Source organism: Streptomyces sp. SLBN-8D4, assembly GCF_049739545.1.
GTDB classification, from domain to species: domain Bacteria; phylum Actinomycetota; class Actinomycetes; order Streptomycetales; family Streptomycetaceae; genus Streptomyces; species Streptomyces canus_C.
Genome location: NZ_JBMGQC010000001.1, coordinates 2,208,666 through 2,221,679 on the forward strand (window position 1 = coordinate 2,208,666; position 13,014 = coordinate 2,221,679).

General features: G+C 70.1%; 13 protein-coding genes and 1 pseudogene. 7 read left to right on the plus strand and 7 right to left on the minus strand.

Annotated elements, in window-relative coordinates; translation table 11 throughout:
* The first annotated feature begins 1 nt into the window (after position 1).
* Complete coding sequence (locus RKD20_RS09850; RefSeq protein WP_381336470.1) at positions 2-805, plus strand: ABC transporter permease; 804 nt, start codon at positions 2-4, stop codon at positions 803-805.
* 5 nt (positions 806-810) lie between these two features.
* Entirely contained in the window at positions 811-1,611 is an 801-nt protein-coding gene (locus RKD20_RS09855; RefSeq protein ID WP_359422968.1) for an ABC transporter permease, read from the plus strand.
* Positions 1,612-1,667: 56 nt separating this feature from the next.
* Here the strand turns inward: RKD20_RS09855 and RKD20_RS09860 are convergent, their stop codons facing one another.
* Complete coding sequence (locus RKD20_RS09860) at positions 1,668-2,930, minus strand: MFS transporter (RefSeq protein WP_424877397.1); 1,263 nt, start codon at positions 2,928-2,930, stop codon at positions 1,668-1,670.
* A gap of 89 nt (positions 2,931-3,019) precedes the next feature.
* On the opposite strand from RKD20_RS09860, the pseudogene RKD20_RS09865 reads away from it, so the two are divergent.
* Together RKD20_RS09865 and RKD20_RS09870 are read left to right on the plus strand one after the other, a co-directional pair.
* Positions 3,020-3,192: pseudogene (locus RKD20_RS09865) on the plus strand (Scr1 family TA system antitoxin-like transcriptional regulator); the annotation flags it as partial.
* Entirely contained in the window at positions 3,192-3,377 is a 186-nt protein-coding gene (locus RKD20_RS09870) for a DUF397 domain-containing protein (protein ID WP_424877398.1), read from the plus strand. The pseudogene RKD20_RS09865 and the gene RKD20_RS09870, both read left to right, overlap by 1 nt.
* 12 nt (positions 3,378-3,389) lie before the next feature.
* On the opposite strand, the gene RKD20_RS09875 is transcribed toward RKD20_RS09870, so the two are convergent.
* Complete coding sequence (locus RKD20_RS09875; protein ID WP_424877399.1) at positions 3,390-3,923, minus strand: hypothetical protein; 534 nt, start codon at positions 3,921-3,923, stop codon at positions 3,390-3,392.
* 209 nt (positions 3,924-4,132) lie between these two features.
* Between RKD20_RS09875 and RKD20_RS09880 the strand changes: the two genes are divergently transcribed.
* Positions 4,133-4,930 (plus strand): alpha/beta hydrolase, encoded by a 798-nt coding sequence (locus RKD20_RS09880; RefSeq protein WP_424877400.1) that lies wholly within the window; start codon positions 4,133-4,135, stop codon positions 4,928-4,930.
* A 256-nt stretch (positions 4,931-5,186) separates the two neighbouring features.
* On the plus strand, positions 5,187-5,579 hold the full coding sequence (locus RKD20_RS09885) for a hypothetical protein (protein ID WP_424877401.1): 393 nt from the start codon (positions 5,187-5,189) through the stop codon (positions 5,577-5,579).
* Here the strand turns inward: RKD20_RS09885 and RKD20_RS09890 are convergent.
* From RKD20_RS09890 to RKD20_RS09900, 3 genes are all read right to left on the minus strand, one after another.
* Complete coding sequence (locus RKD20_RS09890) at positions 5,551-5,676, minus strand: hypothetical protein (protein WP_424877402.1); 126 nt, start codon at positions 5,674-5,676, stop codon at positions 5,551-5,553. The two genes, RKD20_RS09885 and RKD20_RS09890, sit on opposite strands and share 29 nt — an antisense overlap.
* 13 nt (positions 5,677-5,689) lie before the next feature.
* Positions 5,690-7,381, minus strand: coding sequence for a DUF2264 domain-containing protein (locus RKD20_RS09895; protein WP_424877403.1), 1,692 nt, complete (start codon positions 7,379-7,381; stop codon positions 5,690-5,692).
* A 133-nt stretch (positions 7,382-7,514) separates the two neighbouring features.
* Positions 7,515-8,555 (minus strand): rhamnogalacturonan acetylesterase, encoded by a 1,041-nt coding sequence (locus tag RKD20_RS09900; RefSeq protein WP_424877404.1) that lies wholly within the window; start codon positions 8,553-8,555, stop codon positions 7,515-7,517.
* 195 nt (positions 8,556-8,750) lie between these two features.
* Between RKD20_RS09900 and RKD20_RS09905 the strand changes: the two genes are divergently transcribed.
* Entirely contained in the window at positions 8,751-10,433 is a 1,683-nt protein-coding gene (locus RKD20_RS09905) for a rhamnogalacturonan lyase B N-terminal domain-containing protein (RefSeq protein WP_424877405.1), read from the plus strand.
* A 2-nt stretch (positions 10,434-10,435) separates the two neighbouring features.
* Here the strand turns inward: RKD20_RS09905 and RKD20_RS09910 are convergent, their stop codons facing one another.
* Together RKD20_RS09910 and RKD20_RS09915 are read right to left on the minus strand one after the other, a co-directional pair.
* A complete protein-coding gene (locus RKD20_RS09910; protein WP_424877406.1) occupies positions 10,436-11,845 on the minus strand; it encodes an RICIN domain-containing protein in 1,410 nt (469 codons plus the stop codon).
* Positions 11,842-12,918 carry a family 43 glycosylhydrolase gene (locus RKD20_RS09915; RefSeq protein ID WP_424877407.1) on the minus strand — a complete coding sequence of 359 codons (1,077 nt, stop codon included), beginning with the start codon at positions 12,916-12,918 and terminating at the stop codon, positions 11,842-11,844. The genes RKD20_RS09910 and RKD20_RS09915 overlap by 4 nt, the downstream gene beginning before the upstream one ends.
* Positions 12,919-13,014 lie beyond the last annotated feature (96 nt).

The window sequence follows — 13,014 nt, forward strand, 5'->3', positions numbered from 1 at the left end:
CATGGCCGTCCTGCACGCCTGGCGCGCCGCCCGGGTCACCCCGCTCGGCGAGCTGCACGCACCGCCCCGGATGACGGCCGTCCTGGTCCGACTGGTCGTCCAGGTAGTCCTGGTGGCCTCCCTGTGGCACGGTCTGTACGCACACACCGGCACCACCGCGGGCCTCGCCGAGGGCCAGGCGGTCACCTATGCCGTGCTGGCCGTACTCGCCTCCCGGCTCAGGGAGCTGGACCAGTACGCGGGCCGGGACACCGTGCTGCAGCACATGCACTTCGGCACGATCGTCTACTGGTATCTGCGCCCGCTGCCGCCCCAGCGCTACCACGCCCTGCGGGCGCTGGGCGAGCAGCTGTACGGCTTCGCGTGGGCGCTCGGCGGCTATCTGGTCTGTCTGGCGGCCGGGGTGGTGGACCCGCCCAGGTCGGCGGCCGTGGCAGGGGTGTTCGCGCTGAGCCTGCTGCTTGGCCAGGGCGTCCTGTACTTCGTGATGCTCACGCTGGACCAGCTGTGCTTCTGGACGGTCCGCAACAACGCGGCGATGCTGATTCTGATCTTCGCGCAGAACCTGCTGTCCGGTGTGTACGCGCCGCTGTGGTTCTTCCCGGACTGGTTCATCACGCTGAGCGGATTCCTGCCGTTCCAGGCCACGTTGAGCGTGCCGCTGTCCCTCTACATCGGACGCATCCCGCTGTCCGACGCCTTCGGGCAGCTGGCGATCCAGGCGTTCTGGGTCGTGGCGCTGTTCCTGTTCACCCGTTTCCTGTGGCGGCGGGCCGCCCGTCGCGTCATCTCCCAGGGAGGCTGAGGCCTGTGAACGGCATGCGGATCGCGTGGCGCGTCACGCGTCTCAACTTCCGTGCGCAGCTGGAGTACCGCACCGAGTTCCTGCTGATGATCGCGATCGGTGCGATCTGGCAGGTGTCGGTGATCGTGTTCGCCACCGTGCTGCTGACCCGGTTCACCGGGATGGGCGGCTGGGACAGCTCGGAGGTCCTGCTGATCCCGGCGACGCGGATGCTCGCACACGGACTGTTCGTTCTGTTGCTGGGCCGGGTGCACGGCGCGGGCCGCCAGATCCAGGAGGGCAGGATCGACATCTACCTGACCCGCCCGATGCCGGTGTACCGCCAGCTCCAGCTGGCCTTCTTCCCCACCAACGCGATCGGCGACCTGACGGTCGCGGTGGGCCTGATGGTCGGCGCGCTCAGCCGCAGCCAGCTGGACTGGACGCCGGGCCGGATCTCCTACCTGATCGCCGCCGTCATCGGCGGCATGTTCCTGGAGGCGGCCCTCTTCACGGCGATCACCTGCGCGGGCCTGCGCTTCCCGGCCGCGGACTACTGGAGCCGCTGGCTGGAGGAACTCCTCGGCACCTTCGGCAGCTACCCCCTCAACGTCCTCCCGAAGGCGGTGGGCGGCCTCCTCACCTACGGCCTCCCCCTCGCCTTCGTCGCCTACTTCCCGGCGGCGATCCTGACGGGCCACGGCCACGACACGGGTGTCCCGTACTGGCTGGCGGCGATATCGCCGCTGCTGGGCGTGGTGGCGTATCTGGGGTCGCGGGTGCTGTGGCGGTGGAGTTTGCGGCATTATGCGGGGGTGAACGGGTGAGGTCTGCCAAGGAGCCCGCGGTGAGGGCAACTTGGGGCACATGCTGCATCGCGGCCTCAGGCCCGCCGGACGGGCGTGAACAGAGCCGTGATCGCGATCAGTACGCAGCACGCGCCGGCGGCGACGCCGACCGGGGCCGTGCCCTGGTGCTCCGCCGCCCAGGTCAGGACGGCCGCGCCGATCGGGGCCGCTGAGTAGTGCAGGGTCCAGAAGGCGGCGGTGACCCGGCCCAGGAGGGGTTCCGGGGTGACCTCCTGGCGTAGGGACATGGAGCAGGTGCCCGCCACGGCGACGCAGGCCAGGAAGGCGGCGCTCAGGGCCGCGACGACGGGCACGTCCGCCGTCCAGCCCATGCCGGCGAAGGCGAGCCCGCACACCGCGACCGCGACCGTCCAGGTCACGCCGAAGCCGAGCCGGCGGCGGGCCCGGGCCACCAACAGGGCGCCGGTGATCGTTCCGAGCGCGCCGACGGCCATGACGGTGCCGACCGTGTCGTCGCCGCGGCCCAGGTCGTGCTTGAGGTGGTAGATGATCAGGTCGTTCAGACCGAAGGTGAGGAAGCTGAAGACGAACAGCAGCGCGGTGAGCGTACGCAGGACGGGATGGCCGCGCAGGAAGGTCACTCCGGTCCGCAAGTCCCGCCACAGACCGGTGCGTTCGCCGTCAGCTCCGACGGCGCGTGCCCGGAACCGTACGAAGGCCGTGCACAGCGCCGACACCCCGAAGCTCGCGGCGTTCACCCCGACGGCGGCGGCCGGTCCGGTCCAGGCGGCCACCATGCCCGCGCACAGCGGGCCCAGCACGCCCGCCGCCGCCGCGGTCGCATTCAACCGACCGTTGGCCTCGGTCAGTTGCCCGGTCCCGACGAGACTCCGTACGACGGTGACGTAGCCGACGGCGAACAGCGTGCCGACGGCCTCGCACAGCGGCAGGACCGCGTACAGCAGCCAGACCTGCGGCCCGAACAGCCACACCACCGGGATCACGCCGTACAGCACCAGACGCACCAGGTCACAGCCGATCAGCAGCCGGCGCCGGTCGACCCGGTCGACCACGACCCCGGCGAACACCGCCGCCACGACCGCGGCCGCCCCGCCCACCGCCGTCAGCAGCCCCATCCGCGCGAGGGAGCCCGTGGCCTCCAGCACCAGCAGGGGCAGGGCGATCAGAGCGAAGGAGTCACCGAGGACGGAGAGGGTCTGGGCGGCCCAGAAGACGGCGAAGTCCCGTTGCCGCCACAGCGGGCGCGGCTCGTCGTCGGACTTCGGGGAAGCCGTGCGGCCGTCGGACTCTCCGTCACGCCTCGCCTTGCACGCCATGCCCCTCCCCAGGTCTCGGACAACCTGGGCAACCTTAGGGCCGCCGCCACCGGCACGGAAACGACTTTCGGCGCCCGTGTCCCGCGCCCCTGGAGACATCGGAGAACGAGTGGTTCGCGTACCTCGAAGGCCAGGAGGCAGCCAGTTCATCGTCAAGCCGCAAACGATCAGCATGCTGCACATGCGCTATGCGAAACTTCGCTCACAGGCTCTGACTCCTGAGGACTCCCGGGGCCTGTTGGAGCGGATGCGAGGAGCATGATGAGCACGACTGAACTGGCCTGGTTCAAGAGCAGCTACAGCGGCGACAGCTCCGGCGACTGCGTCGAGGTCGCCGCCGCTCCCGCCACCATCCACGTGCGCGACTCCAAGGACACCACAGGTCCCCAACTCGCCCTCTCCCCCGCCACCTGGTCGGAGTTCGTGGCCTTCGCCTCGCGGAGCTGACCTCGTCAGCCGTTACTGGTGGGAGGCGGGTGCCTCTTCCAGTTCGGCGAGTCGCGCGAGGATGCGCCGGGGCAGTTCGGCCGCGTCCAGCCGGTACGGGGTCCAGCGGTCCATGGAGGTCGGTTTCATGGAGGCGGAGAACCGGAAGCGTCCCCTGCTGTTCGGCTCGGGCACCATCTCGGCGAATGCGGGGCTCGGTACCAGCCATGCCGTCATGATCGCCCCCTGCTCCACGTCCACGGCGACGAAGAGCATGTCGAGGTCGGACCGGGGCTGGAACGTCTGCGACCGGACGAAGGCCATCAGCGTGCCCCGTCGGACCAGGACCCCGGTGGACATCCTGGCCTTCACCTGCACGGCCAGGGTCGCGGTGCTGCCGCGCCGGTGGAAGACGAGGTCCACGCCTTCGTCGTCCACGAGCGAGGTGGAGACGTTCAGCTCGCCGCCCGTGGCGAGGATGGCGGAAGCCGCGACCAGGTACTCGGCAGCCTTCCCCATCCGTGCGGCGGCCGGGCTCTTGTCCTGGTACTCCTCGTCGTCACTCATGGCGTGAATCTACTGTCCGCGCGGGGCACTTGAGCCTGTTCCCGCTCTCCGAAAATCGCTGGCCGACGACCGAGGCACCCCGGGTAGCCTCCTCCCGTGAGTCCTGGAACAGGCCTGCCCGCCGACCGTCTCGCCGGGCCGGGAGCACACCGCGGGCGGCGAGCGGCTTCGATGCCTGCCAGGACGAACACGACCCCTGAGGAGAGACCATGGCCGACCCGCATCTTCACTACGACGTCACCGGCATCGGCCCCGTCCTGCTGCTGATCCCCGGCGGCGCCGGCCACCCCATGGGCCTCGGCCCGATGACGGAGGCACTCGCCGGGCGCTTCACCGTCGTCACCTACGACCCACTCGGCCTCGCCCACGGACGGCTGGGCGCACCCGTCGAGGACCAGCGGCCCCAGGACTGGAGCGACGGGGCGCGGGGTGTGCTCGACGCGACGCTCCCGGACGGCGAGTCGGCGTACGTGCACGGCATCAGCGCGGGCGGTGTCGCCGCCCTCGACCTGCTCGCCCGGCACCCGGCGCGGCTGCTGCACGTGGTCGCGCACGAGCCGCCGTGTGTGAGCGTGCTGCCGGACGGGGCACGCCAGCGGGCCGGGTTCGTGGAGGTCTGCGACGTCTACCGCGACCGGGGTCTCGCCGCGGCGGGAGCCCGCATGACCGCCCTGCTGGAGGAGCGGGCGGCCGGACAGCTGCCGGAGGGCCAACCCCTGTCCAGGGAGGAGGAGTTGGCCAGTCCCATGGCGATCTCCCTGGCCCACGTCCTGCGGCCCTTCACCGCGTACATCCCGACGACGGCTCCATCGGGGCCCCGGCTCACCCTCACCGCCGGCACCGACTCACGCAACCAACTCCTTTACCGCACAGCCGAGTTGCTCGCCAAGGACCTGCACGGCGACTTCGTCGAGACCCCCGGCGGTCATCTCGGCGCCGCCCAGCATCCGGTGGCCTACGCCGAACAGCTCACGCGGACGCTGCTCGGGGCGGACGTTCCCGGCTGATCCTTTGGGCGGGTGCGGTCCTGCGGCTGGAGGTCGAGGTGAAGGCGGTTCCTGACGGTCTGCCGTCCAGAAGGACGGGACGCCGACCGGGGCATACGCCCCGGTTACACCGTCGTACGCCACCCCACGGAACGGTTCCCTCCCGACCGCGACGACTCTGCGGATCGCCCGCCTCAAGCCCTGAGGACAGCCGCGCAACCGTCTTCCCCGGCCGCGTGTCCCACTCAGTGCGACGCACACGGACGGGGGAGAGCGCATGGGCGACGGTGTACGAAGTGCCCGACGGTTCTTTCGGCGGCCTCCGACGGAGCCGCCCCAGCCCTCGGAGCTCCTGCCCCTCCTGCGGGTGTGGTTGTTCCTGCTGGCCGTGGGGGCGTGTGCGGCCGCGTTCGGCTGGGAGACGGCGTCGCTCACGCTCCTCGTCGGGACGGTGTGGGCCATCTTCGACGAAGCGACCCTGGGCGTACGGCACGGTTGGCCCGCCTTCGTGGCGGCGCTGGCGGTCGGCCGGGGCGTGAACCGTCTCGCGCAGGCCGCGGTGCCCGGGTCCGGGTCGCTGTGGGACGAGTTCTGCGTGAACGCCCTGTGCACCGCGGCGGCTCTGGTGACGTTCGTCGGGGTCAGTCGGCTGCGGTGGCGGAGGGGCTGAGCAACTCGACCATCTGCCGCATGACCTCGGCGGGCAGCGCCGGGTTCCGGGCGGCGGTCTCCGCGGAGCCGCCGCCCTGGCGCAGCAGTCGGACCACTGCCCGAGACGGTTCAGTCCCCGGAGGTGATCTCCACTCCGGAACCGTCCAGCCGGACCCGCGTCCCGGAGCCCCCGCTCCAGACCACGGTCAGCTCCCGCTCCCCTGCCGACCGTACGGTCACCGTCTCCCCCAACGGCACGGCATCGGCGTCAGCGGTGAGCCGGGCCAGCGCGACGAACCGCGTGTCCCCCTCGCCCGTGACCCCGCTCAACTCGTCGTCGAGACCCACGGCGGGCAGGAGTTCGGCCCGGACACCGTCCCGCGCGGCCCACCCCGTCACCCTCACCGGCGTCCCGGGCGCGGCCCCGGACACGAGGAAGACGCGTACCTCCACGGCTCCCCGCGCGAGGACGGCACCGGAAACCCGCGCACCCCCGGCCGCCGTGTGCCGCGAGGCGGCCCACCCCTCCCCCACCCCCAACGGCTCGATCTCCGTACGGCTCGGATCCCCGTCCACGATCAGGCTGTTGTCGTACGACTCCGAGGGCTCGGTCACCGTCGAGTAGGCGAGGCGGGTGTAGTACGGGTCGTAGCGGACATCCTCGCTGCCATGGTTGTGGAGGCGGACGAGGCCGTCGGAACGGGTGGACTGAAGCAGCCAGTTGGGGGCGGCGATCGAGGTGACCGCGTCGGCGCGTTCGGCGGGGCCCGGTTCCTCCACCGCCGTCCACACCTCGTGGTCCGCCGGGAGGAGCAGGCCGAGGAAGCCCTTGCTCGCCCAGTACGGGGAGGCCGGGCCCGAATAGCCTTGCAGGACGGCGGGGTCGGGGCCGTGCCAGCCGAGGGTGAGCAGGTCTCGGGAGTCCACCGCGCCCCGGTCCAGGAAGTACTTGAGGGCTCCGGAGGCCAGCCGGCGGGTCTCGCCCGGGGGCAGCGGGGTGTGGCCCGTCAGCGCGCCCAGCCACAGCGGGGCAGTGGTCGCGAAGCGGTACGTCAGTGAGCGGCCCTGGTGCATCGGGGCACCGTCGGCGCCGAACAGGCGGGCGTAGTCCTGGAGATGGCGGGAGAGGCGGCCGCCGTACAGGTCGAGCAACCGGTCGTCCTGGGCCAGCCAGGCGTGCAGCACCGGGTAGAGGTGCATGGCCCAGCCGTTGTAGTAGTCGAACTTGCGGCCGTCGCCGTCCGTGTACCAGCCCTCGCCGGCGTACCACTGCTCGATGCGCTCCAGGCCGCGGTCGATCGCCTTGCGGGAGGCGTCCGGCTCGTACCCGAGCAAGGACAGGAAGCCGGCGACCGTGACCGGGAAGAGCTCCCAGTTGCAGGGCCAGGCCTCGGCGGTCAGCGCGTCTGCGAGCCAGGCCGCGGCGCGCTGCCGTACGGCGTCGTCCAGGCGGTCCCAGAGCAGCGGCTTCGTGATGCGCAGCGCGAACGCGATCGACGCCGCCTCGACCAACGGCTGGCTGCGGTCCCCGATGCGGGGCCAGCCTCCCGAGACTCCGGCGGCGAGACCGTCGGCGTACCGCTCCAGCGCGGTGGCGTCCTGGCGGAAGGCCGCCAGCAGGAGCGTACGGGCGTAGCCCTCAAGGCCGTCGGAGAGGCGGCCGGACCAGCTCTGCCGGTCACCGGGGAGGTGGTAGAGGGCGCGGTCCTCGGTGGCGTACGGCTCGACCGCGGCGAGCAGGGCGTCGGCCGCGGCCTCCCAGTGGGCGCGCGTGTAGCCGGTGTACGGACTGAGGGTGCGGTCCTCGGGGGGCAGCAGCATCGGTTCTCTTTCTTCGGCTCGCAGGCTCGCAGGCGCGTTGGCCCGTTGGCCCGTTGGCCCGTTGGCGCGTTGGCGCGTTGACTCGCGACACAGACCTGGGGCGCCCCGGTTCCGGTCGGGACGCCCCAGGCGTCTATCCCACCCTCACGGCCCCTTCGGGCACCAGTCCCTGGGCGACGAGTTCGTCGCGGACCAGGCCCGCGTACACGGTGGCGCCGTGTACGGAGGTGTGGGTGTTGTCCCTTTTCTCGTTGTAGAGGTAGATCGCCTTGGAGCCCTCCACTCCCAGGGACTCCACGAGCGACTTCGTCTTCGCCGTCAGGTCGACCAGCGGGACGTCCTCGGCCGCGGCCACCGAGCGGATCACCGCGGGATGGTCCACCCCGAGGCTGTTGACCAGCAGGGCCGTCCCGTTGTTCAGCGTGCCGTCCGAGTTGAACCAGCGTCGCACGATGGGCGTCACGAGGACAGGGTTCCCGCCTTTCTCCCTCACACCCGCCACCAATGTCTCCAGGTTCGCCCGGTACGTCGCCTCGTCGGTCGTCTTGTCGTTGTGGGCGAGCTGGACGAGGACGAGGTCGCCGGGCCGGATCAGCGGCTGGACCGTGGCCCACAGACGCGGCTCGGACAGATAGGTCACCGTGCTCTCGCCGGAGTCGGCGTAGTTGGCCACGGACACGCCCTTGCGCAGGTACTGGGGTAGTTGCTGGCCCCAGCCGGAGTACGGGTCGCCGGGCTGGTCGCACACCGTGGAGTCGCCGACGAGGAGGATCTGGCGGGCGTGCCGGGCGCGGGTGACCTTGATGTCGGCGAGCGCGGGGGCGGAGCCGCCCAGCACCAGGTCGAGGCCCGGCGTGCCGTCGGGTCCGGTCGGCTCGCCCTCCGGGGTGCGGACGTTCACGGTGAAACTGCGGGCGACGCGCCGGCCGGCCTCGGCCACCGTCTCCGGCAGCAGCGAACGCCGGGTCTCGCCGCTGATCGCCGTGCTCGACGCGGTGTCGCCGCCGAGGAGGACCTTCACGTCGTACGTGCCCGGCGGGACGTCGAAGTGGCAGCCGGCGGTGGTGCAGTTCTCGATGCCGAGGGGGCGGCCGGAGTGCGCCTGTGCCGGTACGGCGGTCAGGCCCGCGCTCAGCGTGACCGCCGCCAGCACGGCGAGGTTGAAACGTCTCATTCGAGGCTCCTCAGACGGACGACAAGGCCTGGCGGCTGGACCGTACCCTCATCGGCAAGCGCTTTCTAGCCCCTGGGCGAATTTCACAAGATTGCCAACTCCCGGGCAGCGAAAGCCCTTTCGCGAAATCGATTCAACTGTCACTCTCCAAAGCACCCGCACCACCCCCACACCTCCCGGAGGAGGCACCCCCACATGTCCGAATCCACCGTGAACAGACCGGTCGGACGCCGCACCTTCGTCCTCGGCACCGCGGCCGCCGCGGGCACCGCCGCCCTGGCCGGGCCGCTCGCCGGCAGCGCGTCCGCCGCGGGCTTCGGCTGGTCCGACGACGGCTCGAACTACGTCGTCGACACCGGCGCCAACCTCGTCTTCAAGGTCAGCAAGACCAACGGCGACCTGACCTCGCTGGTCTACAAGGGCACGCAGTACCAGGGCTACGGCGGCAAGAACTCGCACATCGAGTCCGGTCTCGGCACGTCCACCGTGAGCATCAAGCAGTCCGGTACGACGATCCTGATCTCGGTCGCGTACGGCACGCTGAAGCACTACTACGCGGCCCGCAGCGGCGAGAACAACGTCTACCTGTGGACCAACAAGGCCGATGACTCGGTCTCGGCGACCCGCTACATCCTGCGCGTCAACGCGGGCAAGTTCCTCAACGACGAGCCCGACTCGTACACCTACGCGCCCACCACCATCGAGGCCTCCGACGTCTTCGCGAAGTCCGACGGCCAGACCCGCTCCAAGCACTACGCGAAGGCGCGGGTCATCGACTACGACTACGTCGGCTGGACCACCGGCAGCGTCGGCCTGTACATCGTGCGCTCCAACCACGAGAAGGCCTCCGGCGGCCCGTTCTACCGCTCTCTGCTGCGCCACCAGAGCGCGGACGGCGGCGGCCTGTACGAGATCCTGTACTACGGCGAGAACCAGACGGAGGCCCAGCGCTTCGGCCTCCAGGGCCCCTACGTCATCGCCTTCACCGACGGCGCCGCCCCCTCCTCCGCGCTGTACCCCGGGACCCTGACCACCTCTTGGGCGGACTCGCTCGGCATCTCGGGCTACGTCCCCGCGAGCGGCCGGGGCAAGGTCGCGGGCGTCGGCATCACCGGGCGCAACACGTCGTACGCCTACACGGTCGGGCTCGCCAACTCCGCCGCCCAGTACTGGGGTTCGGCGCGGTCCTCGGACGGCTACTTCTCCATCGGGGGTGTGCTGCCGGGGACGTACACACTGACCGTCTTCAAGGGTGAACTCGCCGTCTACACAAGCTCGGTGAGCGTCGGCGCGGGCGGCACGACCACCCTCAACTCCATCGCGATCCCGTCCTCGAACGATCCGGGCAACGCGAGCGCGATCTGGCGCATCAACAACTGGGACGGCACGCCCGGCGGTTTCAAGAACGCCGGCCTGATGACGTACGCCCATCCGTCCGACGTCCGCGCCTCCTCCTGGACCGGCAACGTCGTCATCGGCAGCGGCACCGAGACCTCGGCCTTCCCCTGCTATCTGTGGAAGGACGTCAACAGCGGCATCACCGTCTACTTCAAGCTGACGGCCGCCCAGGCCGCCGCCGCGCACACCCTGCGCATCGGGGTGACGACGGCCTACGCCAACGGCCGTCCGCAGGTCGTCGTCAACGACACCTGGACCTCCGCCGTCCCCTCCCCGCCCACCCAGCCGAGCACCCGGTCGCTGACCGTGGGCTCGTACCGGGGCAACAACCACACATTCACCTACAGCGTGCCGGCGTCCGCCTGGCTGACGGACACCAGCGCCTACAACACGCTGAAGATCTACGTGGCGAGCGGTTCGGGGTCGACGTCGTTCCTCAGCGCGGGCACGTCGATCGACGCCATCGACCTGCTGACCTGACGTCAGGTACCGCGTGTCCACTGCTGGTTGGCCGCCCCGTTGCACATGTACGTGATGATCGCGGCGGAGTTGGCGGTGGACGCGCCGTTCACGTCCAGGCACTCCCCGGAGGCCCTGGCCTTGATGTTCACGTACGAGCCCGAGGTGACCAGCGACCACTGCTGGCTGGTCGCGCTGCCGCAGTTCTCCTGGGTGACGTTCGTGGCGTTCTCCTGGAGGCACAGCGAGCTGCCGCGGCCCACCAGCTGGTAGTAGCCGGTGCCGAGGTTCTTGAACCACCACTTCTGGTTCGCGCCGCTGTTGCAGGTGTACTGGCTGATCGCAACGCCCTGCCACAGCGACTGGTTGGCCACGTCCGCGCACTTGCCGCTGTTGCGGGAGACCAGCGTGTTGTACGTGGCGCTGGTGCCGCTGATCGTCCCGGCCGCCACGTCGATCGTGACCTCCGGGTACCAGGACATGGACATCGTGGTCGAGGTCGGAAAGGTCAACGGCAGCCACACGTACCGCGAGTCGTTGACGGTCCCGCCGAAGGAGTTGCCCCAGCGGTCGCCCATATAGAGGTACGAGGTGCCCGAAGTCCCCTGCACCGGAAGGACGTACGCCGTCTGCGAGTTGTAGGTCGTGGAGTCACCGACGTTCGCCATCGACGTCCACGGTCCTGCGAGGGAGGTGGCCGTGGCGTACTGCTGCTGGTTGGCGTTCCAGCCGGTCGCGCCCGAGGTCAGCATGAAGTAGACGCCGCCCCGCTTGAACAGGGCCGGGGCCTCACGGTGACCGCCGACCCACGGGTTGGCGACCAGACTGGCGATGCCCGTGTAGTCCGCGGTGAGCTTGTAGATGTGCAGGTCGTAGTTCTCGTTGGCCGCCGAGACCATGTAGCCGGTGCCGTCGGTGTCGACGAACGTCGTGATGTCGCGGGACATGTTGTCGCCCAGCGGGCGGAAACTTCCCTGGTAGGTGTAGCTCCCGTCGACCGTGGACGACACGGCGACGGCGGCGCGGGCCTCGCTGTAGTCGGTGCCGTTCTCCTTGTGCATCCACATCACGAACTTGCCGGTGGACGCGTTGTAGACGACCTTGGGCCGCTCGATGTAGGCGGTGGCGAGCTCGGAGGCCGACGACTGGGTCAGGACGTGGTTCCTGAACTCCCAGTTCTTCAGGTCGGTGGAGCGGTAGGCGTCCACGTACCGGAAGGTGTTGTCGGCGTTGCGGTCCTCGCCGAACCAGTAGTAGTAGGAGCCGACCTTGATGACCCCGCCGCCGTGGGCGTGCAGGGCGGCTCCCGAAGTGTCCGTGAACTGGACGCCGTTGGTGATCGTCAGCGGGGCGGCCTGGGCCGGTCCGGCGGTCACCAGGGCGCCGGCCAGGGCCAGGCACAGGGCGAGCAGTACCGCGTGAGCACGTCTCATGACGCGACCTCCGTGTCCGTGGCGGTGTCCGCCACCGGTATGCCGAAGTCCGGGGTGCCGTCCGCGTGCCAGCCGAGCTTCTGGACGCGGGTGTGCCGGTTGGGGTCGTTCAGCGGGTCGCCGGCGATCTCCTTGTACTGGCGGGCGTGGTAGACGAGGACGTCACTGCGGCCGTCCTCGGCCACCGTGAAGCAGTTGTGGCCCGGGCCGTACTGCCTGGTGGTCTCGTTGCTGGTGAAGACAGGGGTCGGCGACTTGGACCAGCTCGCCGGGTTCATGAGGTCGGCGTTCGCGTCGGCCGTGAGCAGGCCCATGCAGTAGTGCCAGTCGGTGGCGCTGGCCGAGTAGGACATGAAGAGGCGGCCGTTGCGGGCGATGACCGCCGGCCCCTCGTTCACCTTGTAGCCGACGCACTCCCAGTCGTACTCCGGGGTGGAGAGCCGGATCTGAGGTCCCGTCAGGGTCCATGGGTTCGCCATCCTGGACAGGAAGATGCCAGTGTTGTTGTCCAGGCCGGGCTCGTGCTGCGCCCAGGCGAGGTAGCGGGAGCCGCGGTGGGTGAAGGTCGTGGCGTCCAGCGAGAAGGTCTCCCAGGCGGTCCTGATCTGGCCCTTCTCGACCCAAGTTCCCTTGAAGGGATTGGGGTTGGCGTTCTCCAGGACCCAGATGCGGATGTCCCACACGCTCTCGGCGGGCGCGGAGGCGAAGTAGATGTACCACTTGCCGCCCACGCGGTGGATCTCAGGCGCCCAGATGTGGGCGCCCATGACACCGGTCGGATGCTTGGTCCACAGGACGGACTCGTCCGCGGTCGCGAGCCCGGCCAGGGTGCGGGAGCGGCGCAGGACGATGCGGTCGTACTCGGGGACGGTGGCGGTGAAGTAGTAGTAGCCGTCGGTGTGCCGGTGGATGTACGGGTCGGCGCGCCGGCGGACCAGCGGGTTCACGAAGGGCGCGGCCTTCCTCGGGCGCGGGGCGGCTTCGGCGACGGTGGGGGTCGCGGCCAGGGCGCCCGCGGCCAGGGCGCCTTTCAGCAGCAGTCGTCGGTGGGGGACGTCGGGAGCGCGGCTCATGCGGACTGCCTCTCGGGTGGGGGTGTCCTGAGAGAGATGTTCGATATTGAGAACATCTGTTGTGATTGCGAACAGCCGAAAGGTACGGCTGGGGAA